The sequence below is a fragment of the Ruegeria lacuscaerulensis genome, assembly GCF_013034745.1.
GTDB lineage: Bacteria > Pseudomonadota > Alphaproteobacteria > Rhodobacterales > Rhodobacteraceae > Ruegeria > Ruegeria lacuscaerulensis_B.
This window is the reverse complement of record NZ_WQGP01000004.1, coordinates 182,210-207,373: the sequence shown is the minus strand read 5'-3', so window position 1 is coordinate 207,373 and position 25,164 is coordinate 182,210. Positions and strand designations below refer to the sequence as shown.

General features: G+C 54.5%; 22 protein-coding genes. 14 read left to right on the top strand and 8 right to left on the bottom strand.

Translation table 11 applies throughout. The features are described from left to right. Nucleotides 1-335: 335 nt before the first annotated feature. Complete coding sequence (locus GOV79_RS09535; protein ID WP_237218003.1) at nt 336-1,166, bottom strand: alpha/beta hydrolase; 831 nt, start codon at nt 1,164-1,166, stop codon at nt 336-338. A gap of 744 nt (nt 1,167-1,910) precedes the next feature. Between GOV79_RS09535 and GOV79_RS09530 the strand changes: the two genes are divergently transcribed. Beyond that, the gene (locus GOV79_RS09530) at nt 1,911-2,702 is read left to right on the top strand and encodes an inositol monophosphatase family protein (protein WP_170789607.1); all 792 of its coding nucleotides are present in this window, start codon (nt 1,911-1,913) and stop codon (nt 2,700-2,702) included. Nucleotides 2,703-2,705: 3 nt separating this feature from the next. Here the strand turns inward: GOV79_RS09530 and GOV79_RS09525 are convergent, their stop codons facing one another. Genes GOV79_RS09525 through GOV79_RS09505 form a run of 5 tightly spaced genes read right to left on the bottom strand, consistent with a single transcriptional unit; the run spans nt 2,706 to nt 8,104 of the window. Continuing rightward, the gene (locus tag GOV79_RS09525; RefSeq protein ID WP_170789606.1) at nt 2,706-3,272 is read right to left on the bottom strand and encodes a histidine phosphatase family protein; all 567 of its coding nucleotides are present in this window, start codon (nt 3,270-3,272) and stop codon (nt 2,706-2,708) included. Beyond that, the gene (locus GOV79_RS09520) at nt 3,273-4,343 is read right to left on the bottom strand and encodes an ABC transporter ATP-binding protein (protein WP_170462129.1); all 1,071 of its coding nucleotides are present in this window, start codon (nt 4,341-4,343) and stop codon (nt 3,273-3,275) included. Beyond that, entirely contained in the window at nt 4,340-6,556 is a 2,217-nt protein-coding gene (locus tag GOV79_RS09515) for an ABC transporter permease (RefSeq protein WP_170789605.1), read from the bottom strand. The genes GOV79_RS09520 and GOV79_RS09515 overlap by 4 nt, the downstream gene beginning before the upstream one ends. Continuing rightward, entirely contained in the window at nt 6,557-7,582 is a 1,026-nt protein-coding gene (locus GOV79_RS09510) for an ABC transporter substrate-binding protein (protein ID WP_170789604.1), read from the bottom strand. A 57-nt stretch (nt 7,583-7,639) separates the two neighbouring features. Then, entirely contained in the window at nt 7,640-8,104 is a 465-nt protein-coding gene (locus GOV79_RS09505) for an NUDIX hydrolase (RefSeq protein WP_170789603.1), read from the bottom strand. A 244-nt stretch (nt 8,105-8,348) separates the two neighbouring features. Here GOV79_RS09505 and GOV79_RS09500 point away from each other — a divergent pair, with 244 nt between their 5' ends. The 6 genes from GOV79_RS09500 to GOV79_RS09475 are packed head-to-tail and all read left to right on the top strand — an operon-like array spanning nt 8,349 to nt 13,575. Next, entirely contained in the window at nt 8,349-9,164 is an 816-nt protein-coding gene (locus GOV79_RS09500; protein WP_170789602.1) for a DeoR/GlpR family DNA-binding transcription regulator, read from the top strand. Nucleotides 9,165-9,216: 52 nt separating this feature from the next. Next, a complete protein-coding gene (phnD, locus tag GOV79_RS09495) occupies nt 9,217-10,191 on the top strand; it encodes a phosphate/phosphite/phosphonate ABC transporter substrate-binding protein (RefSeq protein WP_170774133.1) in 975 nt (324 codons plus the stop codon). 60 nt (nt 10,192-10,251) lie between these two features. Continuing rightward, the gene (gene phnC / locus GOV79_RS09490; RefSeq protein ID WP_170462139.1) at nt 10,252-11,046 is read left to right on the top strand and encodes a phosphonate ABC transporter ATP-binding protein; all 795 of its coding nucleotides are present in this window, start codon (nt 10,252-10,254) and stop codon (nt 11,044-11,046) included. Continuing rightward, a complete protein-coding gene (gene phnE, locus GOV79_RS09485; protein ID WP_170789601.1) occupies nt 11,043-11,858 on the top strand; it encodes a phosphonate ABC transporter, permease protein PhnE in 816 nt (271 codons plus the stop codon). The genes phnC and phnE (GOV79_RS09485) overlap by 4 nt, the downstream gene beginning before the upstream one ends. Continuing rightward, a complete protein-coding gene (gene phnE / locus GOV79_RS09480) occupies nt 11,858-12,673 on the top strand; it encodes a phosphonate ABC transporter, permease protein PhnE (protein ID WP_170462143.1) in 816 nt (271 codons plus the stop codon). Before phnE (GOV79_RS09485) ends, phnE (GOV79_RS09480) begins: the two co-directional genes overlap by 1 nt. Then, entirely contained in the window at nt 12,637-13,575 is a 939-nt protein-coding gene (locus tag GOV79_RS09475; protein ID WP_170789600.1) for an HAD-IIA family hydrolase, read from the top strand. The genes phnE (GOV79_RS09480) and GOV79_RS09475 overlap by 37 nt, the downstream gene beginning before the upstream one ends. 385 nt (nt 13,576-13,960) lie before the next feature. Here the strand turns inward: GOV79_RS09475 and GOV79_RS09470 are convergent, their stop codons facing one another. Further along, on the bottom strand, nt 13,961-14,872 hold the full coding sequence (locus tag GOV79_RS09470) for a LysR family transcriptional regulator (RefSeq protein WP_170789599.1): 912 nt from the start codon (nt 14,870-14,872) through the stop codon (nt 13,961-13,963). A gap of 107 nt (nt 14,873-14,979) precedes the next feature. On the opposite strand from GOV79_RS09470, the gene GOV79_RS09465 reads away from it, so the two are divergent. The 5 genes from GOV79_RS09465 (at nt 14,980) to GOV79_RS09445 (ending at nt 19,540) form a co-directional block, all read left to right on the top strand. Beyond that, the gene (locus GOV79_RS09465; RefSeq protein ID WP_170789598.1) at nt 14,980-15,756 is read left to right on the top strand and encodes a CmcJ/NvfI family oxidoreductase; all 777 of its coding nucleotides are present in this window, start codon (nt 14,980-14,982) and stop codon (nt 15,754-15,756) included. A gap of 12 nt (nt 15,757-15,768) precedes the next feature. Next, entirely contained in the window at nt 15,769-16,734 is a 966-nt protein-coding gene (locus tag GOV79_RS09460; protein ID WP_170789597.1) for an LLM class oxidoreductase, read from the top strand. A 12-nt stretch (nt 16,735-16,746) separates the two neighbouring features. Further along, complete coding sequence (locus GOV79_RS09455) at nt 16,747-17,535, top strand: SDR family NAD(P)-dependent oxidoreductase (RefSeq protein ID WP_170789596.1); 789 nt, start codon at nt 16,747-16,749, stop codon at nt 17,533-17,535. Nucleotides 17,536-17,626: 91 nt separating this feature from the next. Then, the gene (locus GOV79_RS09450; RefSeq protein WP_170789595.1) at nt 17,627-18,472 is read left to right on the top strand and encodes an enoyl-CoA hydratase/isomerase family protein; all 846 of its coding nucleotides are present in this window, start codon (nt 17,627-17,629) and stop codon (nt 18,470-18,472) included. A gap of 81 nt (nt 18,473-18,553) precedes the next feature. Then, the gene (locus GOV79_RS09445; protein WP_170789594.1) at nt 18,554-19,540 is read left to right on the top strand and encodes a zinc-dependent alcohol dehydrogenase family protein; all 987 of its coding nucleotides are present in this window, start codon (nt 18,554-18,556) and stop codon (nt 19,538-19,540) included. Nucleotides 19,541-19,801: 261 nt separating this feature from the next. Here the strand turns inward: GOV79_RS09445 and GOV79_RS09440 are convergent, their stop codons facing one another. Beyond that, nucleotides 19,802-20,443, bottom strand: coding sequence for a TetR/AcrR family transcriptional regulator (locus tag GOV79_RS09440; RefSeq protein WP_170789593.1), 642 nt, complete (start codon nt 20,441-20,443; stop codon nt 19,802-19,804). Between the two features lie 186 nt (nt 20,444-20,629). Here GOV79_RS09440 and GOV79_RS09435 point away from each other — a divergent pair, with 186 nt between their 5' ends. Together GOV79_RS09435 and GOV79_RS09430 are read left to right on the top strand one after the other, a co-directional pair. Further along, nucleotides 20,630-21,691: an efflux RND transporter periplasmic adaptor subunit gene (locus GOV79_RS09435; protein WP_170789592.1), complete on the top strand. Its 1,062-nt coding sequence runs from the start codon at nt 20,630-20,632 to the stop codon at nt 21,689-21,691. Between the two features lie 12 nt (nt 21,692-21,703). Beyond that, a complete protein-coding gene (locus GOV79_RS09430) occupies nt 21,704-24,847 on the top strand; it encodes an efflux RND transporter permease subunit (RefSeq protein WP_170789591.1) in 3,144 nt (1,047 codons plus the stop codon). The last annotated feature ends 317 nt before the right edge of the window (nt 24,848-25,164 follow it).

The window sequence follows — 25,164 nt, the reverse complement described above, 5'->3', positions numbered from 1 at the left end:
CTGAAGTGCGCTCGCCGACGCCACGACATGGCCCAGCAGAGCCGCAAATCTCCGGACCGCGAAATGCCTGAAGTCTGGTGGGAAATGCTATGAATCGAGCATTGCAATTTACGCAACTTTTTTCTTGAATGACCGCTTCGAGCTCAGAGCAGCCGTTCGCTGCGTTCTGTCTTAATGACCGTTTTGCGGACAAACCTGACTTTGGCCCACCGGCGGCCTACGCCTGCTCGCAGCCCAAAGAAGACATTCAAACGTAGACTTTGCAATTTCCTAGATGCCGACGAAGTTGCGTCTCGTCTTTCATAGTCAGCGCCTCTGAATGACATTGCCTGACGTCATTGCCCGGTGCCAATGACACGTTCGAGGAACTCGGTAATCCGACCTTCCACGGACATGCTCACTGCATCGCCACCCAAGCTGGCTGCGCCAGCAGGATAGAAATGGCCAAAGCCCGGCACCCACGCAAACTCATGCTCCACACCTACTTCTTCGTAGTGAGCGATAAGGAGGGGAACTGAAGACAACGCGCCAGCCAGATCATACTGACCCATGAACATGAGTATCGGCGGTCTGTCTGACGAAGCTGTAACCGCCTTGTTCACGTCAAACCCGGCATCTGTTCCGGAAAGGAGAAAGACACCGGAGACAGGAACTCCCATGCCATGTGCAACATTCCAAGACGTCACTGCGCCTGCGGAAAACCCGCCAAGCACAATACGGTTCGGGTCGACATTGTAAGTGGCAGCGGATTCCCGGATATGCAGCACAGCCTTGCGCAAATCTTCGGCGGCCGAGATCACACCATCAACCATTGTCTTCTCTTGTTCGGGGATGCTGAAATCAAGCGGCGGCAGGTCCATAGTGCCCCGAATGTGGTTGGCTTGGGGCAATAGTGGCAACAGACTTTCGGGTGCGATCCAATCTGCTTGATAACCTTCCCCTGATGGCACAGGCCCTTCGGGTGTCAGCCGATAATCGATTGCAAAGCACGTATAGCCCCGCGCGGCAAACCGACGGCAATAATTGCCCATCGAGGTATCCTGAGCACCACCCGATTGAAACGTAAGCCGCGGACTGCCGCGATGGAATGCGCCGCCGAAGGTGAGGACTACAGCAGGTCGCGGCGTGGCTGTGGCTGTGGCTTCGGTCGGATGATAGATATCCATCCACAAGTCGCGCGAAACCTCCTTACCCTCTTTCGTCACGACTCCCTATCCATAAACCACGTCTGCTTCCAGCGCATACGTCTCCGGGGCGGCTTCCTGCGCTTCAAGAGGGGCAGCAATCAATGCATGTGAAAGGAAGACAACGGCCAGAGCACCTACGTTGAGTTTGCTAAACTTTTGCAATTCGGAACCTCGCGTAAATGTTGAGACAGGGTTTCACGGAAAAGGGTCATGCAATTGAATTGTAAGGGACTTACAGCGTAACCGCTCGATTGGAGAAAACTCAACCCCTCTAGTGATGGGCGAATTTATCTTCTGCCGTAAGATGGCAAAGTTTGCCGTTTGCACTTCCGCTCTGGGCTCGTGTTACATTTCTCTGCGACTTGCATGATGGGCCGCTCGCAGCCCAATGCGGACACTTCAGATTTGCGGTTCGAATGGAGTGCCGACCTTTGTTGCACGCACAGACCAAATTGAGCGCCGGCAAGTAAGCCGACATTCAAAGGGTGGGTGTTTCAGGATCTTATCTGCGCTTCTGCAAGTCGGTTCTACATCCAATGCAAACGGAAATTAGAGAGCTATCGATCGGGAGGTTGATCGCGGAGAAGATCGTAGACACTAAGAACTCAGGGTTTGTGGAGCCAATATTGGCACCTGAAGCAAGCGAAAAGACTATGTGGTTGCCAAGTCTTCGCTTGGCCTACAATGTTTTTGGGCAACTCTCCAACCGAAAAAGGAGCACCTATGTCTCGACTTTCAGAACGCAGAGACTTTGCCACCGAAGTCTGCGAGGAGGCTGGGCTACTTGCCAAAAAGTTCTTTGCAGATCGGGTCAATCTTATTGTTGATCAAAAAGGCGCTCAGGACTGGGTGAGCGAGGCGGACAGGAACGTCGAGACTTTCATTCGTCAAAGGATCGCGGAGGCGTGGCCCAAAGATGGCGTATACGGTGAAGAGCATGGCGCGGTAGCCGGAGAGAGTGACTTTGACTGGGTCATCGATCCAATTGATGGGACCACGAATTTCGTGAACGGGATTCCTGCATGGACCATTGTTCTGGCTGGTGTCACTGAAGGCCAAACGGAGATTGGTGTGATCCATGATCCAAATGTAGATGAAACTTTTGTCGCAACTCGCGGAGAAACAGCGACACTTAACGGTTCACCGATAAGCGTCGCGTTAGGAGTGCCGTTGCACGACGGAACTGTTGCTGTGGGATACTCGAACCGGATTGAGAGCCGTCATGTCTTACCCGTTATCGAGGATCTGATCGAGCAAGGGGCGATGTTTCACAGAAACGCCAGCGGAGCGCTTTCTCTGGCTTACGTCGCTGCCGGGCGCCTTCTGGGTTACGTGGAGGAGCACATGAATGCTTGGGATTGTCTGGCTGGGCAATTGCTGGTTTCGGAAGCGGGTGGTGTTGTCGAGGATCAGAACGCCGATGCGATGATCCGAGACGGCGGGCGCGTGATCGTGGGGACACCAGATGTGTTCGAGACGTTGTGTGAGATCGCAGAGAACGCTTGGAAAGCTTAGCGCCTATGCCAAAGAGACCCAACATGAATCGGGCTTGAGCGTAGCTAAATCAGCCTGCCAGAAATGGCCTTGTGAGGGTTGGTCGTGCTTGCGGTCTATCGAACAATTCGAGAGTGCGCACCAAAGCAATGTGCCCACTGCTCCATGCGTTACGATTGCAAGATCCCCGGCATCATGCGACTGGATAATCTCAGTGACTGTCCGATGAATGCGTATCTGTGCTTCGGTCGCTGTTTCCCAACCGCGATAGCTACTTTCCGGCTGAGCAAAGAAAACATTGGCCGCTGCCTCGAAATCGTATCGAGGCAAGTAACCGGTTGCGCTGCGGTCGTTCTCACCAAGACCCAAGTTGCAATTCACGGGCAGCGTTCGTGGTGCAGCAAGAATCTCACCTGTTTCGCGGGCTTTCCGCTCGCCACTGGTCCATATCTGCGTGACGTTGGACAGGATTCCACTGGTTGCAAATTCAGCAGCGCGTTTACGGCCCAAGGCATTCAAGCCCCACTCAGTTATCGGGACGGCCGGATCGATAGAGACCTCGGGGTGTGTGATGATTATGAGTTTCGGCATTTAATCCGGTAAAAGAACGGGCCCTTTGTCAGCAAAACCCATTCTGATTTCGGTGCCGGGTTCAAGCGGCGCATCGACGTCATCGTGTACGGCAAAAACCTGACCGAATGCACCGATCAGCGTATATTCCATCCGAACGCCAACATAGGTCGCCTTAGCCACCTTGGCTGGTATGCCTTGGTCTGAGCCGATCACCAGGCGTGAGGGTCGCACAGCAATGGTTGCGTTTCCTTCTGACAAACCGCGACGTGGCAGCGTGTGGCGGTAGCCTTCTATTTCTATCGTTGCCGCGTCTCCATTGATATCGACGATTTGGCAATTCAAAAGGTTTGCCTCACCTATGAAATCGGCAACAAATCGGTCGTTCGGGGCATCGTAAAGCTGGCGTGGTGTGCCCATTTGGGCGATCGCTGCGTTGCGCATGACAACAATCTCATCCGAGACCGCCAGTGCCTCCTCCTGATCGTGGGTCACGTAAACAACTGTCAAACCAAGATCTTGCTGGATTGCCCGAATATCCTCTCGCACCTGACGGCGAAGCTTGGCATCGAGATTGGACAACGGCTCGTCGAACAGCAGAACCTGAGGCTCAAGAACCAGCGCGCGGGCGACGGCAACACGTTGTTGTTGGCCCCCTGAGAGTTCAGAGGGAAGACGGTTGTCGAACCCCTGAAGACCGACCAGTTCCAATCCATATAGAGCGCGGCTGCGGGCTTCATCCTTTGCAAAGCCCGAGAATGTGAGGCCATATTTCACATTCTCCAACACGCTCATATGAGGGAACAGCGCGTAGGACTGGAACACCATGGAAACATCGCGGTCGGTGGCGGGCAATTTGGTCACATCCCGATCACCAATTAGGATCTTGCCCGAACTTGCCATCTCTAACCCAGCAATCATGCGCAGAGTCGTTGTTTTTCCGCAACCTGACGGACCAAGCAATGTGACGAGTTTTCCTGCCTCGACATGCAGGTTGATGTTGTCGACGGCGACGACGTCCTTACCGAATACTTTCGACACGTTCTCAAAGCGTACCGGGGCGGCCTTGGAACCGATTTTGGTGTCGGTCATCGCGATGCCTCCGTTCCGTGTTGCGTGCGTCGACCAATCTGGACCCGGCCAACGAGTAGTTGCAGTAAACCGACCGCCGCGAGCATCACAAAGATCAGCGTCGTCGAATAGGCGATCGCAAGGCCATAGTCGTTATTCTCGACCCGACCGATGATGTAACTGGTCGCCATGTCATATTCTGCACTGACCAGAAAGATGACAGCCGAGATCGCCGTCATGGCACGGACAAAACTGTAAACAAGCGCAGCAAGTATCGCAGGGCGCAACAGCGGCAGGATGACATTTCGGAACGTCTGCCACGAGTTTGCACCAAGGGTCAGCGAGGATTCATCAAGGCTGCGGTCCAGCTGCGACATGCTCGCTATCCCCGCACGAACGCCAACCGGCATATTACGGAAGATGAAGCTGACAACGAGAATGACACCAGTACCCGTGATTTCAATTGGCGGAACGTTGAAGGCCAGGATGTAGCTGACGCCGATCACTGTTCCGGGGATAGCGAAGGACAACATTGTTCCAAATTCGAAAGCGTTCTTGCCTGCAAAACTTTGCCTGGTCAGCAGATAAGCGGTCACCAGACCAACGGCGGCAGTCAATGGGGCAGCAATGGCCGCGATCGTTATGGTAGTCCAGAAACTGTCCCAAGCGGCACCGGTCCAGCGAATGCTATCTTCTTCGAAACGTACGGAGAATGCGGTGACATAGTGTTTGATCGTCAGCGAGTTATCGACACCCCACAACTCGACGACACTGCCGTAAATGATCATCGCATAAACAACAATTGTGAACAGCGCCCAGCCCAGAGCGATGAGCAGGACCGGAACTGAAAGGCCAGTCGGCATCAGCGGATGAACGCCGGCATCTCCTTTGCCGGTGACGGTTGTGTAGCTTTTCTTCCCCAGCCAGACACGCTGCGCATAAAAGGCGGAAAGAGTAAAAAACAGCAGCACCATAGCCAGAACCGCGGCCCTGCCTTGATCGTATTGAGCGCCAACGATGGCGAAGAATATCTCGGTCGAAAGCACGTCGAAATTCCCGCCCAACACAAGCGGATTGCCGAAATCGGCCATGCTTTCGATGAAGCCCAGAAGAAATGCGTTTGCAAGACCGGGCCGCATCAGGGGCAAGGAAACCGTCTTGAATGTCTGCCATCTACTGGCGCGGAGGGTTTGGGCCGCTTCTTCCATCGACGGAGAGACGCCTTCAACCACACCGATCAGAACAAGAAACGCGATTGGCGTAAACGCGAGTGTCTGCGCGATCAGGATGCCTGGCATTCCATAAAGCCAGCGTGTCGGCTGGGTGCCGAGAAGCTCGGCAAAGAACCGGGTGACCGACCCAGAAAGGCCAAAAAGCAAGATCAGCGCCAGGCCGATCACGAATGGCGGAGTGATTATTGGCAGAACGGTCAGAGCCCGCAGCGCGCGTTTATGGCGAAAGCCTGAGCGCGTCACGACCAGTGCAAAGCAAAGCCCCAGGACCGTGGTGATGACGCCGACCAAGATGGCTAGGAACAGTGAATTCCAGGCGGCACCACAGCGCGCGCCATGAAAACACCCCAAACCCCACAGTCGATCATCGAAAAACTTCGAGAAGAATACCGCGATGGAGTACGCGCCTTCTTCGGTGATGAAGGCAGCGAATAACATCTTCGCGATGGGAAAAAAGACAAAAGCGGTGACAATTGTAATAACGCCACCGATGGCGCTTACGACAAAGACGTCACCGTTAATGGCGCCCCTTGCCGCGATCCCCTGAGTAAGCAGGAACAGAAAACTTGAGGCACATATCATCGCACCGTAGCCCATTCCGAACTGACGGTCGCCGAGTTCGCCAAACATCGCCTGCAACCAATTGAAGTTGAAGCCTCTGATGCCAATGCTGAACCCCTGAGCGATCAGCCAGCCGAAGCCAAGCGCCCCTGACAGGATCAGTATTCTGGCGTAAAGTGGATCAGATTTGGGGCGCTTCAACACCAGAAGCGGCAGGGCGAGTGCGATCAGGAGCGGAGCGAGCCATAGTTTTTCACCCTGTCCAATCAGAAACGCAGCGGGGGCATAATCCTCATCGAATGGGTAGCCGTCCAAAAGCCACTCGAACGACCAAAGGCCACCGTCGACCATATACCAAGGCAACAGGCAGAATCCGACCCACCCGGCCGTGATCCAGAAGATCAGGACCGGATGGGTCGTTTTTGAAGTCCGGTCAGTCATTTACTGCGGCAGAGTCGAAACCTCTTCGTCCCATTTCTGCAACAGACGCTTCCGTTCGTCTGACGAACCATACTTTTTGAAGTCATAGTCAATCAGCTTGATCTGACTCATGTCTGGCGCGCTATCCGAAGTTTCCGCGCTCTTATTCGAAGGTACCTGAAACGCGTTGACCTGAAGAGCAAGGTTCTGGGCCTCGGGTGACAGTGCCCAGTCATAGAACTTTTTCGCTTCTTCTTCGTTGCGGGCTCCTTCAATAATCGACATCGAGCCAATTTCGTATCCTGTGCCCTCGCACGGTGCGACGACCTTAATCGGGAATCCTGAAACGGCCTGCTTCACAGCGTCATGCATGAAGACGATACCAATGGTGTTCTCACCACGACCGGCGGCTTTGATCGGTGCCGAGCCTGACTTGGTGTACTGGTTGATATTCGAATGCAGGCCCTTCATGAACTCAAAGCCTTCATCCTCGCCGAAGATCTGCACCATTGAGGCCAGCGTCGTATAGGCCGTACCTGATGAGTTCGGATTCGCCATCTGAATATGGCCTTTGTATTCGGGCTTCAGCAGATCTTCCCAGCAGGCCGGTTCGGGCAGATTGTTTGCAGCGACAAGGTCGGCATTGTAGCCATACCCAAGCGCGCCTGAATAAATGCCGATCGTTTTGTTGCCCGCGCTTTCGGCCTGAGAAATCGCCCAATCGTGCAATTGATCACGCATCGGCGACATGTATTCCATTGTCAGGCCCTCTTCGGCGGCCTGCAAGTGCGGATCACCCGTACCGCCCCACCAAACGTCCCCTTTCGGGTTCGAACTTTCGGCCCGGATTTGTGCAAAGGTCTCGCCCGACGATTTTCGGGTCATGTTGACGTCGATGCCAGTCGCATCTTCAAAGCTGCGTGCCATGAGTTGGCACCAATCTTCTTGCGCCGAACAATAGAGTGTCAGCTTATCGGCCTGTGCTGCCGACAGTGACGCAGTCAGGGCAATCAGTGATCCAGCCGCAGTGGATGTCAATTTCCTCATTTTTTCCTCCCTTTGAGCTTAATGCGTCCGGGCGTCCCGGTTCTCTTATGCTCTTCCTCAAGCAGCCTTTCGAAGCTTCTTCACAACCGATTTGACTTCATGATTGTCTGTTAGATTTTTCAGCAACTGTGACAGGTCTTTTTCTTCGACCAGCTTTGCGGCTTTTGCCGGTGAAAACCAGTGACGCGTGCGCTCACCCTCTTCTTTCCAGCGTCGCTTCAGCTTTTCAACGACCAACGGATATAAGGTGACGCGGCAGCGAACGCTGCTTCTGCCTTGATAACGCTTATCGTAGAAAAATTGGCCGATCGGCCGTTTCGAGATGGCACCAACCGCGCCCGCTTCTTCCTGCGCTTCTATTTCTGCGGCATGCCATGGTTTTTTGCCGTCCATTAGCCATCCTTTTGGGATAACCCACCGGCCGGTATCCCGCGACGTGACCATAAGAACGCGCAACTTGCCAGTCTTGTCCCAGCGCATCGGAAGCGCCGCAATCTGATCTGCCGTTTCGCTGTCGCTCATGCTGCCCTTCAATGCCACACGATCAAAACCCAAATGGAAGCTGTCTTAATGGCAAGTTGGCCGGTTAACGCTTTGCCTTGGCTCGCATTCTGATTTTGATCAGCCTGTGCATCTTTGCTTTGCGCTTCGAAGTACTTGTGTTCGCTCGAATTCTCACAGCCTTCTGAGGGTTATGCAACAAAAAATATTGCATTATGACCGAAAGCCCACAAAAGTAGACTTCGAAGCCTAGTCGGGTCGTCGGATGTCCAAAACAAAAACGCGCGGCAAAATGTCTGAAAAGAACCAGAGCCGGGTAAAGAAATCCGACCGGCGCCAACAGATATTGTTGGAGCTGAAGCTGCGCCCGCACGTTCGCATCACCGAACTGGCCCAGCGGTTCAACGTCTCCAACGAGACGGTACGTAGAGATTTCGATGCTTTGTCGAATGACGGTCTGATCGCGCGCGCACACGGGGGGGCATCGGCCCCAGCGCAAGGGCACTATCCGGGTTTGGATGAACGGAAAAACGCTCAGGTTGACGAGCGCGAACGGATAGGTGTCAGAGCGGCTGAACTGATCCAGAGCGGTGAAACGGTCATGATCGATTCCGGCTCGACCACCATCGAGATGGCACGTGCACTGGCTTATATTGGGACCCCTTGCACGGTAATCACCAATTCCATTCCCGTAGCTATGACCCTTGGCCATGGGGCTGCACAAGTCCTGTTATGCCCAGGGGAATATTTGGCCACTGAGTCTGCGACTATCGGAACCGAGACGCTGGAATTTCTGTCCCGTTTCAACGTCGACCGGTGCATGATCGGTTCCTCCGGGTTCTCGACGGATGGTCCTTCAGAAACAGTGCGGGGCTTTGCGGCAGTAAAGAGGGTGATGCTGACGCGCGCCGAGAAACGGCACCTTCTTGTTGATTCCGGGAAATTCGGCCGGAAGGGCCTGTCTCAAGTAGGAGACCTTAACGACCTGGATTCCATAGTCACAGACAGAAGACCAACAGGAGAATTGCGTAACGCTATTGAAGGCGCCGAGGTCGACGTTCTAGTCGCCGGATGGACATGAAATGACTGATTAACAGCGGCTAAAAAGCACCGCACATGACTGGGAGGAAAACATGAAGATCGATATCAAACTATTGCTTGGGGCATCTGCAATCGCACTCATGTCGATGAGTGGAATAGCGTCGGCGCAAGATTGTCCACGCGGTGACTTGGACGAGCGTTTTTGTGATGCCGACGGGGATTTGATCGCGGATATCCCCACAGATCCTTCCGAACAAATAGATCCAGACACCTTGATCTTTGCCTACACGCCGGTTGAAGACCCCGCCGTTTACAAAACTGCGTGGTCAGACTTTCTCGACCATTTGAAAGCAGAAACAGGCAAGGACGTTGTCTTTTTTCCAGTCCAGAATAACGCAGCCCAGATCGAGGCGATGCGCTCAGGGCGCCTGCATATTGCGGGATTCAACACCGGTTCCAACCCTTTGGCCGTAAACTGCGCTGGGTTCCGTCCGTTCACGATCATGGCCTCAAAAGACGGTAATTTTGGTTACGAGATGGAAATCATCACCTATCCGGGTTCGGGCATCGAAAAGGTTGAAGACATCAAGGGAAAGCAACTGGCTTTCACATCGCCCACATCGAACTCGGGATTCAAGGCTCCTTCCGCGATCCTGAAAAGCGACTTTGATCTTCTGCCCGAACGCGACTTTGAGCCTGTCTATTCGGGCAAACACGACAACTCGATCCTAGGTGTTGCCAACAAAGACTACTTAGCGGCCTCAATTGCGAATTCCGTTAAATCGCGGATGATCTCCCGTGACGTGATCAATGAGGATGATGTCATTACAATCTATAAGTCGCAGACTTTCCCAACCACTGGGTTTGGCACCGTTTACAACCTGACGCCCGAGTTGCAGGAAAAGATCCGCAATGCCTTCTTCAGCTTCGATTGGGAGGGGACGACACTTGAAGCTGAGTTCTCGAAATCAAACGAAGGCCAATTCCTTGAGATGACCTATCAGGAATTCTGGGATGTCATTCGTAAAATTGACGCAGCAAATGGCGTCTCCTACGCCTGCCAATAACCTTTGGCTCATCAGGCGGGCCTGAAAGGGCCCGCTGTTCTCCCTAATCTGGGGCATTTCATGCTGCGTCTTCAAAAGCTGACGAAAACATACAAGACCGGAGATCAGGCGCTGAAGGCGATTGATCTTGAAGTTCCAAAAGGACAGGTTCTTGCGTTGATCGGGCCCTCGGGCGCGGGCAAATCGACCATGATCCGCTGTGTTAACCGATTGGTTGAACCTACAAGCGGCGGTGTTCTTTTGGATGATGTAGACCTGACCAAACTCGGATCGGGTGCATTGCGGAAGGCGCGCCGCGAAATGGGCATGATCTTTCAGGAATATGCCTTGGTCGAACGCCTGACAGTGATGGAAAATGTACTGTCCGGCAGGCTGGGCTATGTGGGGTTCTGGCGCAGCTTTCTACGGAGGTATCCGCAGTCTGATGTGGACGAAGCCTTCCGCCTGCTTGATCGGGTGGGGCTGTTGCACATGGCGGATAAACGGGCGGATGAACTATCGGGTGGTCAACGCCAAAGGGTCGGCATCTGCCGCGCTTTGATACAGAACCCAAAACTGCTGTTGGTCGATGAACCAACAGCGTCGCTGGACCCAAAGACCAGCCGTCAGATAATGCGTCTCATCACCGAGTTATGTCAGGAACGTGGATTGGCTGCCATTATTAATATCCACGATGTGGCGCTCGCTCAGATGTTTGTGCCCCGCGTCGTGGGACTCCGCTTTGGCGAAATTGTGTATGATGGGCTACCCACAGGCCTTACCCCTGAGAAGCTGACCGAGATCTATGGGGAAGAAGACTGGGAAGCAACCATCGAAAAAGTGGACGAAGATGAAGATGTCGAGGCTGCAGAATGAGCCATCGCGAGTTAGACGACATGCTGGGAAAAGGCTGGCGTAAGCCTGCCTTTATTAAAAACCCATTCCTCCGATGGGCCTTGCTCCTTGGCTTTTTCGCCTACCTGGTCGCAGCCTTTAAGACCATCGAAGTTGATTGGGGCCGTGTCTATGAAGGGCTAGACCGAGGGTGGGCGTTTGTACTTGCGTTCACCAGCCCAGACTTCATTTCACGGTGGTCAGATATTTGGAGTGGCCTTCTGGAGAGTATCGTGATGACCGTGGCCGCCTCGGTCGTGGGCATCCTGATTTCGATCCCGATTGGGCTCGGGGCTGCACGCAATATCGCACCATTGCCAATCTACATGATTTGCCGAGGCATTGTCGCGATAAGTCGGGCATTGCAAGAGATTATCGTCGCCATTTTGCTTGTGGCTATCTTTGGCTTTGGCCCGCTAGCCGGATTTCTGACGCTTTCTTTCGCCACCATCGGGTTTCTCTCAAAACTTCTGGCCGAAGATATCGAAGCTATGGACAAAGTTCAGGCCGAGGCTATTAAGGCCTCCGGAGCACGTTGGCCACAATGGATCAACTACGGAGTTCAGCCTCAGGTTATGCCGCGACTTGTGGGCCTTTCCATGTATCGGATCGACATCAACTTCCGAGAAAGCGCGATCCTCGGGCTCGTGGGGGCTGGCGGAATTGGTGCAACTTTGAACACCGCATTCGACCGCTATGAATACGACACTGCGGCAGCCATTCTCATTCTCATCATCGGCATCGTGATGGCACTTGAATACCTTTCGGGAATTATCCGAGCGAGGGTTCAGTAATGCCGATACTTGAACGCGACGATGCGCAAATCTGGCGTCGCCGGACAACGGGTCAGAGCTTGGTCCGTTGGTTCGGCTGGTTGTTGGGTGTGGCGATCTTTGTTTACTGCTGGCAGCTGATCTCAGAGTCGACGACTTGGTTTTTCGTCTGGGACGCGCCCCGCATCGCGAATGATATCTGGACCCGTGCAACGCCTCCTAAATGGGGTTACATCACCCAGTTGGGTCGCCCGATTTGGGACACGCTAAACATTGCCACCCTGGGAACCATAATTGCCTTGTTCCTGGCAGTGCCAGTTGCCTTTTTGGCGGCCCGCAACACCACGCCATCGGCGTTGTTCATCCGACCGATTGCCCTGTTGGTCATTGTTTCGACCCGCTCTATCAACTCGTTGATCTGGGCGCTACTTTTGATTGCGATTATTGGTCCCGGAGTGTTCGCCGGTGTCATAGCAATCGCCATTCGTTCAATCGGGTTTTGCGCAAAGCTTCTTTACGAAGCGATTGAGGAAATTGATCACACGCAGGTCGAAGCAATCACGGCAACCGGTGCTTCACGCTGGCAGGTTATGGCCTATGGGATCGTACCGCAAATCCTACCCGCTTTCGCGGGCATTGCCGTCTTCCGTTGGGATATCAACATCCGCGAGTCCACGGTACTCGGGCTGGTTGGAGCCGGGGGTATCGGGTTGCAATTGTCGGCTTCGCTCAACGTTCTGGCTTGGCCGCAAGTTAGTCTGATCCTGATTGTAATTCTGGTCGCGGTTATGATCAGCGAATGGGTTTCGGCGAAAGTAAGAGGGGCCATCATTTGACCGGTTTCTCTGCGCAAGAGGCTTTTGACGCCTACGAGGCTGTAAGACATCGCCTTCCGCAACCCAGATCAACTGAAGTGAGCTATCGTCAGGCGGACACGCTAGAGGACATAGCTCACGAGTTTGACGTGTTCCTCCTCGATGCCTTCGGGGTTCTCAATATTGGTGATACGGCAATCCCAGAAACACCAGATCGGGTCAGGTCGCTGACAGCCGCCGGCAAACGTGTTCTGGTCGTATCGAATGCTGCAGGGTTTCCCCACACAACTCTTATGGAGAAATACTATGGGCTTGGCTACAACTTCGCGCCACAAGACGTGATCACCAGTCGGGCCACGTTGTTGTCTGAGCTAAACGGCCAAAATGAGTTGCATTGGGGATTGATGGCAACTCCAAGTGCCGGCCTTCGCGATCTGGAGGAGTTGAAGCTATCCTACCTGGAGGATGACCCGAAGCCCTACGAAACCGTCGACGGATTTTTGATGATTGGGTCAGCTGTTTGGAATGAAGCGCGACAAGCCATGTTAGAGGCCGCTTTGCTGCAACGTCCCCGCCCGGTATTGGTCGGCAATCCTGACATTGTCGCTCCGCGCGAGTATGGTTTCTCCAAAGAACCCGGTCTTTACGCGCACCGGCTAGCAGACCGGACAGGCGTCACCCCTCAGTTCTTTGGAAAACCTTTCGCCAACATCTATAATCTTGCATTCAATCGTCTGGGGCACATCGACAAGTCCCGGGTTCTGATGGTTGGCGACAGCCTGCACACCGACATTCTAGGTGCACGAAATGCAGGCATAGCTTCCGCGCTCATCTCTGGATTCGGTTTTTTCGCAGGGCATGATGTTGAAGCAGCGATCAAAAAGGCAGGGATAGTACCGAGTTTTGTTGTAAACCGGCCTTGATAATAAGGCGTTCCGCTTGGATACGTCTTTCTGTTTACTCGAATGTCGGGTGAACCTGCGTTGCGAACATGCCCACCATGTGAGCGAAACATCGCATGTGAACGGCAACTTTGGAGAACCCTCCGCAACAACGTAACTCTAAACTCACGTCCGGATTGGGCCGCACTCCGAACTTTGCAAAGACCGCTTTCTGCGCATTGCTGTCATTGGGGCATAGAGCAGCATCGGTCAAAGTGGGCTCGGTGCGGTCTTTCGCTACGATCTGTCTGAGGGACCGCTATGCGGACAAAGCGGACTTTTGTGATTTGACAAGGCATATACGCTCAACGCCTATCTCCAACACTGGCGTCGGGGTATTTGACAGCGCGCTAAACTTAATTTGAGCTCATGTTTCCCAAGGAGGCTTTGCGCCAATCTCTGCGACGAGAAAGTCCATGAACACCCGCACTTTGGGGGACAGTACGTTGGACTTGGGATAGATCAGCCACAAGACATTGTCCTCTGCGGCTTCAAAGTTTGGAAGAACCCGTATCAAACGGCCTGATTTCAGTTGGTCATGCACGCTCCATAGAGCGTTCAAGGAAATACCGGCCCCGGCCAATGTGGCGCGGACCTGGCTTTGACCGTCGTCAATTATCAATTGACCTTTCGCCGATGCGGGGTCGAAAACCGCGTTCTCACCTTCCAGTCCTGTCAACAGGCGCGGTTGGCGGTTTTGGAAAGCAATCAAGTGGTGGTTGTTTAGATCATCAGGAGTTTTAGGCGTGCCGTGCGTGTAGAGGTAGCTTGGTGCGGCGCAAAGAATACGCTGGTCATCGGCCAGTTTGCGACCCTTGAGGCTAGTGTCGACAAGTGGCGCGTTCCTGAGTGCCAGATCATAACTTCCCTCGATCAAGTCGAACTGCACATCCGACAGACGCAGATCGATTGTGAGGTCGGGGTGCTGTTCAAGGAACTTGGGCAGAATTGGCGCGATATAGAGTTGTGCAAAACTGCTAGGCGCGGCGAAGCGCAACGTTCCTTTGATGGTTGTTCTTTGTTTGCCTAAAGCAGCAAGTGCGGCCTCTTCCTGCGCGATGATCTCTCGGGCGAAGGGCAGGAAGTCAGCACCTTCGACCGACAGTGACACTTTGCGCGTTGTGCGGTGGAGCAATTCGGAACCCAAGTTTTGCTCCAACTTGGCGAGTTTTGCGCTGGACACGGCCGGTGCCATGCCTAATGCGCGCCCCGCCGCGCTTATGTTCAGTATTTCTGCTGCCCTGACAAACAATCGCAGCGCATCTGTATCAAGTCCCATTATATAGCAAACCCGAATTATCATTCCACCGATGGGCAGTTTATATGCAAATAGATTGACGTTAAATCCCTGTAATCGATGCAACACAGCATAGACAGGAGGCGCACATGACGCGGACAGCCACAGTCAACTACCACGTCCATAAGCCCTATCGGCAAGCCTTTGAGTTAGATGCCGGCGGGATTGCAGGTAACCTGGTTTCCCCCGAATTAGGCACAACAAGCGTTACGTTGGTCGATAATCGCGCGACGACCAATACAGTTAAATTTGCGTCTGATTCTGTTGAATTCGTAGCGCTTATAACGCAGGTTCAGCACTTATCAGGAGCCGCCTGGAAACCGATATACGATGCCGAGTTGACGGCGATGCTTTCTGACAGGCTGGGCGCGCGCGAGGTTTTGGTTTTCGACCATACGGTTCGGAAAGACGACCCGAGTGCGACGCGCAAACCCGCACGTAACGTTCACAGTGACTACAGCAAGGACGGAGCGGAACAGCGGCTTGCTGACCTGCTGGGTGCCGAGGTCGCGGCGGAATGGGCGCAAGGCCACTATGCTTTTGTTAACGTGTGGCGCCCCATAGAGCATCCGATCAACTCCGCTCCGCTTGGCTTTGTGCGCCCTTCATCGGTTGACCCGTCCGACTGGATTCTGCTGGACCTGATCTATCCCGACCGCAAGGGACAAATCATGGGGTTGGTGGAAAACCCAAAGCATAGCTGGGTCTATCAATCCAAGATGACACCAGATGAGGTCGCGATCTTCAACATCTATGACAACCAAGGCCTACCATCGGTCGCGCATAGCGCGCTCGACATGGTCGAAGATCCACGCATCTCCACCATCCGCAAAAGCATCGAAAGCCGCAGACTGGTGCGCTATTAAAAGGACCCCGAGATGTTGGATAAAATGCAGCCTACTGAGTTTGCCCAGATCAACGTGGCCTATAACCGGGTGTTCCGTCGCGGGCGGTTGAGCATTGGCCTCGTGCTGCCGCTCGAAGCATACGCAGTCGGCGCCGAGCCGAATATGCGGGGACATCTAGAAGCGGCTCAGAGGGCAGAGGAACTTGGGTTTGCGGCCCTTTGGCTGCGCGACGTGCCGTTTAATGTTCCAAGCTTTGGTGATCCCGGGCAAGTTTTCGATCCATTTGTCTATCTGGGGGCATTGGCAATGGCGACGGATCGAATTGCGCTGGGAACGTCGAGTGTAATCCTGCCATTGCGTCACCCCGCGCATGTGGCCAAGGCGGCGGCGACGACCGATGTGCTCTCGGGGGGGAGGTTGCTTTTGGGCGTTGCTTCAGGTGACCGCCCCGAGGAATACCCGGCGATGAACCACAGCTTTGACGACCGAGGGGCACGGTTCCGCGACAGCATTGACTACATACGGGCGGCTGGGTCGGATTATCCTACTCATCAAAACGCCCAGGGCACTTTGTCTGGCGGAATTGACTTATTGCCAAAGCCGCATGGTACTCGACTGCCGATGCTTATTACCGGCGGTAGCCAGCAATCCCCCAATTGGGTGGCGCAGAACGGCGACGGTTGGATGACATATCCGCGGAATGCGGCGGCTCAGGGCCAAGTCATCGCAGATTACCGACGACGCGTTAGGGAAGCGGGCCAACTGGATAAACCTGTCATGCAATCGCTCTATGTCGATGTTGTTGCCGACCCTGACGAGCCTCCGCGCCCGATCCACCTTGGGTTTCAGTCTGGCACAAATTTCCTTCGCAGCTATCTGCGCGAGATTGAAACGCTCGGGATCAACCACGTCGCGCTGAACCTCAGGTTCAATCAAGCACCTATCGACGCAACCCTTGAACACTTGGCAGACACTGTGCTGCCTGACTTTTCTTAAAGGATCAGACCGATGACCAAGACCATTCTCATAACAGGTTCGACCGACGGCATTGGTTTGCTGACGGCCAAGAAGTTGGCCGCTCACGGGCACAACGTGCTGTTGCATGGCCGCAGCATTTCCAAACTGGAGAGCGCAGCTGCCGAAGTCGGTGAAAATGTCGAAACCTATGCCGCTGATCTGAGCGACCTGTCCGCGGTGCGTGAACTGGCCGAGAACGTGCGGGCCAGACATGACAGGTTGGATGTTTTGATCAACAACGCGGGGGTGCTGAAAGCCCCGCAAACCGTACTTGAGAACGGGCAGGATATCCGCTTTGTCGTCAACACTCTTGCACCGTATCTGCTGACCGATTTGCTGCAGCCGAATATTCCGGCAAACGGGCGTGTCGTGAACCTCTCATCTGCCGCACAAGCCCCGGTGAACATCAGGGCCATGCAAGGTAATGTGCCACTGGCGGATATGGAGGCCTACGCCCAAAGCAAGTTGGCGATCACCATCTGGACCCGGGAATGGGCCAAATCCCAAGCTGATGCGCCTGTGGTGGTCGCGGTAAATCCCGGATCACTTTTGGCCTCGAAAATGGTGCAAGAAGGCTTTGGCGTTGCCGGGAATGACATGAACATCGGCGCGGATATCCTGATCGAGGCCACCCTGGGCGCGCGGTTTGCTGACGCATCAGGGACCTATTTCGACAATGACAGCGGCGCTTTCGCAAACCCGCATGCCGCAGCACTGGACATAGATCACGTTGCTGACGTCATGAGCACTATCAAAGAATTGATTAAACAGACCAACTGACCCTCTCGGCGCTAAAACGCCAAGCACTTCCATCTTTAACACCCCTCTACCCTCACGCATGCCGCGTCGAGGCCCAAGAAAGGACTGCCTGATGAAATACGAAAACTTTCAAACCTTTGACGTAGCCGTTGAGAGCGGTATCGCTACAGTGACATTCGACTTTGGCTCTGTGAATGTGCAAGGCCAGGAAATGCTGGCCGACCTGAACAGTCTGGCCATGCGGCTAGAGCGGGACCGCGACACCAAGGTCGTGATCTTTCAATCGGCCAATCCGGAAATCTGGATCTGCCACTACGATACCGAACTACTTAAGGATATGTCGACTGAGGCCGTGTCCCGCGAGGATGCGCAACTTTTGGACCTGCAATCGGTCTGCGAGAGGATCAGCAAGGTACCACAGGCAACTATCGCAAAGCTGGAAGGGTTTGCGCGCGGCGGCGGACATGAGTTGGCATTAGCACTCGACATGCGCTTTGCCGCGCGGGGCAGGTACAAGTTCATGCAGATGGAAGTCGGAATGGGCATTCTTCCCTGCGGCGGCGGTGCCTCACGTATGGCGCGTCAAACCGGCCTTGGAAAAGCGCTTGAGATCATTCTGAGCGCTCAAGACTTTGACGCAGATGATGCAGAGCGCTTGGGCACCATCAATAAAGCTTTGGAGCCGGATGAAATTGGTCCGTACGTAGCCGCGCTGGCCGAGCGGATAGCACAGTTTCCAGCAGAGTCGATCAATGCCTGCAAACAGATGGTCTACGAATCGATAGACAAACCAATTGATGAAGCGCTGAAAGCCGAAGCCTATTGGCTTTATCAGGCCACCAGCAAAACCCCGGCCGTCAAACGGTTCGCCATCGCGGATGAACAAGGTTTGGAGCACGACATCGAAAACCAGCGTAAATGGGGCGATCTGGTGATGCAGGTACAGGACATCAACTGACCTACCCCCAACACAAGTATCTAGTCAGGTGTGCGTTGTTTCGACGTGCCTCTGGCGTGGCGTTACAAAAGGAATACACCAATGAAAGCAATGGTTCTAAATTCATATGGACCCGAAGCACCGTTCGAGCTCGCAGAAATGCCTGATCCGGTGGCGACACCTGGACATGTGGTGGTCAAAATGGCCGCAGTCAGCGTTAATACCGTCGACACTATGATCCGAAGCATGGGTGCGGACCTGCCGCTGTCCCCCAAATTGCCCGCTTTGCTTGGCATGGATTTTGCAGGCACGGTTATCGCAATTGGTGAAGGCGTGACTAACTTTGCCATAGGCGATGAGGTGTATGGCTGCGCTGGAGGTTTGATGGATTTGCCTGGCTCTCTCGCGGAATACATTAACGCGGATTCCCGTCTGATCGCACACAAACCCAAGACGCTTAGCATGCGGGAAGCTGCAGCGCTGCCTCTCGTCGGTATCACCGCCTATGAAGGGTTGACACGCGCAGATGTGAGCGAAGGGCAAACCGTGCTCGTCCAGGGCGGCGCTGGTGGTGTGGGTCATGTTGCGGTTCAAATCGCACGCCACCTTGGTGCAACAGTGTGGGCGACAGGTCGCGGCGCAGATCAGATGTCACTGATCGAGGGTCTCGGCGCGCGCCCTCTGGATTTCACAACGCAGAGTGTCGAGGACTATGTTGCGGAGCATACCGGTGGCGTCGGCTTCGACGTGGTGTTCGACAGCGTAGGTGGGTCGAACATGACGAACTCTTTCGAAGCAGCCAAGCTTAATGGCCATGTGGCCTCAACGGTCGCGATGGTCGAGATTGATTTGACGCCTGTGCATTTCAAAGGTCTATCTCTGCATGTTGTCTTCATGCTGATCCCGATGTTGCACGATGTCGGGCGGCAAACACATAGCGACATCCTGAGGATACTGGCAGATCTGGCGGATGATGGCGCGCTCAAACCGATTGTTGACGAACATAAGTTTGGGTGGGCCGACGTCGGTGCAGCTTACGCGCATCTGACGAATGGATCTGCGGTCGGAAAAGTCGTTGTGGAATTGTGATCTGATCCGGTTGGACTTAGGGCGCGCATAATTACTTGGCACACCAAATCAGTTTTCGCTGCAGTTGACGTCGCCTATCATTGCATAGCTGGCTTTGGTGCAAATTGCAGAACAGGTTGCTTTTGGCTGGGAGCAGATGTTCGGCAGAATTCGTTGAACGTCTGCTACGCGGAGCAGAGTAATCGTTTAGGCGTAGGCGTGATAGCGGCTTGGATCGTCTGCTCTCAGTGCTTGGTTGAGTTCGTTTTGGCGTAATAACGCTCAACTCAGCATTCTTTCCGAAACGTCCTCAAGAAGGGTATGAAGATCGAACTCTTCGCCTTTCTCCGCAAGCCCTTTGTCATGCAGAATGAAAGACAGCCCGTGCACGAAACTCCACAACAAAAAACCACGGCGGCGAACTTCGCCTGTGATTCCCGGTTCACCGAGACACTTTGCTACCTCAGTCAAAAGAATCCCGAAGCTTTGCTGGCCGCCTTCCTCCAGCCGGAGGTCCGCGATACGGTCTGTGAAGCCGCCAAATTTCAGTCTGAAGATCCCGGGCTCATTTAACGCGAAGGCAATATACTCCATTCCTATGGTAGTAATGCGCTCGGGAGTTCCTTCAGGAACACCTTCCAGCGCAGCCAGCATTTTGTCTCGGTGCCGATCCATTCCTTCAAGGACAGTGGCAACCAGCATTTCTGTCTTGTCTTTGAAGTGCTTGTAAGGTGCCGCGGTTGATACGCCCGCGCGTCTGCACGCCTCGGATACAGAAAAACTCTCCGGACCTTTTTCTTCAACCAACTGTCGGGTTGCTTCGATCAGTGCAGCGCGGAGATCGCCGTGATGATAGGCTTTCTTGCTAACGGACAGACCAGCCGCTTGTCTGTTTGTCGGATGATTTTTTTCGGTGCTGCTCATGATCCAACATGTGCCAGATCACGTATCTCTTGTCAAAGTGAGAACTTCTAACATATGTTAGAAACGCTAACTTGATGAGGTCCCCAAATGCCGAATCCTGCAAATTCATCTACTGAAGCGACCAAACCGAGCCTACTTGCACGTGTGTTGCGCAGCACTGTGCGCCTGGGAGTAACCGTCAGTATTATGGCCGTTGCAGCGGCCGCCGTTTACTTTGGCGCATCCGAGCTCACCCGTAGAGCGGACGCTGTACCCGCACCAGATGCCGCTGCTGTGACACCGGTGTCCGTGACACCGATCACGTCCGAGAGCGCATACACAGTCGACCGTGTATTCATCGGGCAGGTCGAACCTCAGCGTTCGGCAGATATCTCTTTCGAACTGAACGGGACGCTGGATCAAATTCTGGTGGATGAGGGCGACGAGGTTGCCAAGGGTCAACTTCTTGCGACACTGGACATCGCACTGCTGGAGGTCGAACGCGACCGTCTGACAGCATCACGTGACGCCATTGCAGCCCAACTTTCATTTGCAAAGAAAACAGTCGAGCGAAACGCGAAACTCATTGAAGAAGGCTTTACCAGTCAAGCCCGTTTGGACGAGGCCGTTTCTCAGCAGGATGAATTGCTATCCAGGATTGGCGAGTTAGATGCCGCCTTAAGTGATGTGACCGTTCGGATCGAGAAATCCAGTATCGAGGCTCCGTTTGCCGGTCAAATAACCGCGCGACACGTGGATGGCGGTGAAACTCTGCGCTCGGGCGAGTTGGTTTTGGGTATGGTCGAGGTCGTGTCGCCGCAGGTTCGGATCGGTATCCCTCTCGATGTTGATCCGGCGCTGTTGACTGACGTTGAAATCGAAATTGCAGGTCAAAGCTATCAGGCTGAGCTTGCAACTTTGCGGCCCGATATTGACCCGGTGACCCGAACCCGCACCGCGCTGTTCGGTTTGAAGTACGCGCCGGACGTTGCTTTCGGACAAACAGCACGTGTGCATGTACTCGAACCCGTCCAAAGTGCGGGGACCTGGGTGCCTACAACATCTCTGAAGGAAGGAACTCGCGGGCAATGGACACTGCTCGTTGCCGATGCGCAAAAGACTGTGCGCCTGGCGACTGTCGAAGTGCTACATGCCGAAGATGACCGCGTCTTTGTGCGTGGCGCGTTTCCGAAAGGCACCGTCTTGATTGATCAGGGGCCGCAGCGAGTCAGCGTTGGTCAGCGCGTTGTCTTCAACACTGGCGAGTAACGGAGCGATTTGATGGAAACTCTTACCTTTCGCCATCCCCGACTGGTCGCCCTGATCATTTTAGTGCTTGTATCTGCAGGTCTGTCTTCGTTCCTATCACTTGGGCGGCAGGAAGATCCTACGATCACCAACCTCTTCGCAACTGTAACGACACAGTTCCCGGGTGCAGATCCAGAACGGGTTGAAGCGCTGGTGACTGCAGAAATCGAAGAAGAGCTGCGGAAAATCGCCGAGGTGGATGAGATCAGTTCTGTATCCCGTTCGAGCGTGTCGGTTGTTTCGGTAGAGTTGCTGGAAACGCTAGATGAAGCCACCATTGAGCAGGTTTGGGCCGAGGCTAGGGACGCCGTTGAAGATGCGCGCCAGATTTTTCCCACAGGAGTATTGCCACCGGAATTCGATGCCGAGGGCATTTCTGCCTATTCTGCGGTCATTGCAGTTGCGGCCGAGGATCCAGACTTTCCGTTAACTTTGCTGTCACGCCATGCCGAAGCACTGGGCGACAGATTGCGTGCGATACCTGCCACACGAGCAGTGGACTATTTCGGTCAGCCGGAAGAAGAGGTGCTCGTAAGTGTGGATATGGACAAGGCCGCTGCACTTGGGCTTGGCGCTGCCGAGATTTCCCAGCGGATCACCGAAGCAGACGGAAAGGTTCAGTCTGGGCGGTTGCAATCTGATGTCGACCTGACCATCGGCGTCAGCGGAGAAATTGAGAGTTTGGATCGCATTCGGAGCATCGTCCTGCGTGAAAACGCAGGCGGTGCCGTGGTGAAGCTCGGAGATATTGCCAGCGTAGACCGGGGCGCACGCGAACCGCAGTCCTCAATCGCGTTTGCCAACGGAAAGCCCTCCGTTTTGGTCGGGATTCTGGCGCAGGACGGCGTACAGATCGACCGTTGGACAGGCTTCCTTCGGGATGAGCTTGATGCCGGTGCCGCGTCGGTACCTTTGGGCATGCAGGAAATACTGCTGTTTGATCAAAGCCAGTACACGACGGATCGTTTGTCAGAGGTTGGGGCCAACATGGCCATTGGCGTGGCTCTGGTCGTGGCAGTTTTGTTTGTTACGTTAGGGGTTCGGGCAGCCGCGATTGTGGCTTTGGTTTTGCCGGTTGTCTCATTGGCAACCCTGGCGACGATGAACATGATTGGACTGCCAATCCATCAGATGTCTGTGACCGGACTGATTGTCGCCCTCGGTCTGCTCGTTGACGCAGCCATCGTGATGACCGATGAAATTCGACGTCGTCTGCAGGATGGGATGGAGCGACTGGCAGCCGTGCGAGATGCTGTTCGCAGGTTGGCCGCGCCATTGCTGGCATCGACCGTGACAACGGCGCTTGCCTTCACGCCGATGATCTTGCTGCCAGGACCCGCAGGCGATTTTGTCGGCGCCATCGCCATCGCCGTGGTTCTTATGCTTGTCTGGTCCCTAGTTGTGGCCTTGACTGTGACTCCGGCGATTGCGGGCTGGCTACTGTCCGATCGCCCAGACGCAGGAATGCTGAGCCGCGGTATCAGCATCCCGCCACTTGCCCGTATGTTCGAGGCCTCAATTCGATTGTCAGTCGCCAATCCGGTGCGATCTATCGCGTTGGCATTGATCTTGCCGGTGCTTGGCTTTGCCGCCTTTCCAACGCTGACCGCGCAATTCTTCCCGGGCGTCGACCGCAACCAATTCTATATCGAAGTCGACATGCCGGGTGGCGCGTCAATTGCCACCACCGAAGCAACCACCCGCCAGATCGATGAAATGCTGCTGGCTGACGACGGCGTCAAAAGCGTCTACTGGACCGTCGGAGAGTCCGGCCCGGCATTCTACTACAATATCGTTGGAAACCGCTCACGCGAGCCTGGGTTTGCACAAGCTATGATCACGACCGACACGGCCGACGACGCCGCCCGCCTTGTTGGAACGTTGCAGAGTCGTCTGGATACCGACTTTCCCGACGCGCAGATCATCGTTCGCAGTCTTGTTCAGGGCCCTCCGGTCGCCGCACCGGTTGAAGTCAAAATTCAGGGACAGGATATCACGGTTTTGCGTGATCTGGGCGACGAGGTGCGTTCAGTCATGGCCAATCTCGATCTGGTGACCCAGGCGCGCGCCAGCGTGAACGGCGGCAACCCTCAAATCCGGTTCGAGATTGATGAGGTCAAAGCGCGTCTGCTGGGACTGGACGTGGCCGATATAGCTGTTCAGCTGGACACGGCGCTTGTTGGCATCACCGGTGGATCACTGATCGAAGGGACTGAACAGTTGCCGGTGCGTGTTCGTCTCGGCGACGAGGTGCGATCAGACCTAAGCGCCATTGTCAGTATGCCGATCTTGCTGCCCAATGCTGCCTCCATATCCGCGATCGGAGTTTTCCCCGCTGTACCTTTGTCGGAACTAGCCAGACCGGTGATCGAACCTGCGGAAAGCGTTATAACCCGAACGAATGGCGTGCGCGAAAACACCATACAGGCGTTTATCGTACCTGGTGTTTTGCCCGAAGAGGCTTTGCAGGACATACTAGAAGCGCTTGATGCGTCCGGGTTTGCGTTGCCGCTAGGCTATTCGATGTCCTTAGGCGGCGACAGTGATGCCCGATCCAACACCGTGGGCAATCTGCTTGCCTCTGTTGGTTTGATTGTCACACTCTCCATCGCGACCATCGTTCTGACCTTTAACTCGTTCCGGCTGACGCTCGTGACCTTGGTCGTGTGCGTTTTGTCTGCAGGCCTTTCAATGCTGTCGCTGGCCGTCATGCAATTCCCGTTCGGAATTACGGCGATCATCGGAGTCATCGGCTCGATCGGGGTTTCGATCAACGCGGCGATCATAATTCTGACCGGGTTGCAACAAGACGTTGACGCAAGCCAAGGTGACCGAGCGGCCATGGCGCGCGTCGTGACTGGTTCAAGTCGGCACATCATCTCGACAACGATCACAACCTTTGGCGGCTTCCTACCCCTGATCATAGCTGGGGGAGCATTTTGGCCACCATTCGCCGTTGCAATCGCCGGGGGTGTGCTGTTGTCGACTGTCGTATCGTTTTATTTCACCCCACCCGTGTTCGCGTTGGTGTATCGTGGAAAGTTCGACAAACGGCTTGACGCAAAAAACCAGCATTCCCAGCCTCAAGAAGCTAGTGTTGCGCTTGTAGCAGAGTGAGGATCGAGACTACTTCTCCTTGCGAGTTGTTATGTTTCAAAGCCTTCGTTGTTCGAAGCAAGGTTCAATTTCTGCTATGGGTCGCACGCTGAACTTTGCAAAGTCTGATTTCTGCGCATAGCCGCCGTCGGTTGATCGCGCAGCATCGGTCACTATGGGCTCAAAGCTGACTTTCGCAGCTTAGTGCATCAATGACCGCTTTGGCGCCATGCATGCTGCGGACACTCCAACCTTGAAGGGTAGGCGCGCGGCATCGCTGGCAGGTAGACTTTGCTTAACCTGCGCATCTGGGCGCGTTCCTGAGCCGTCTGGTGTGG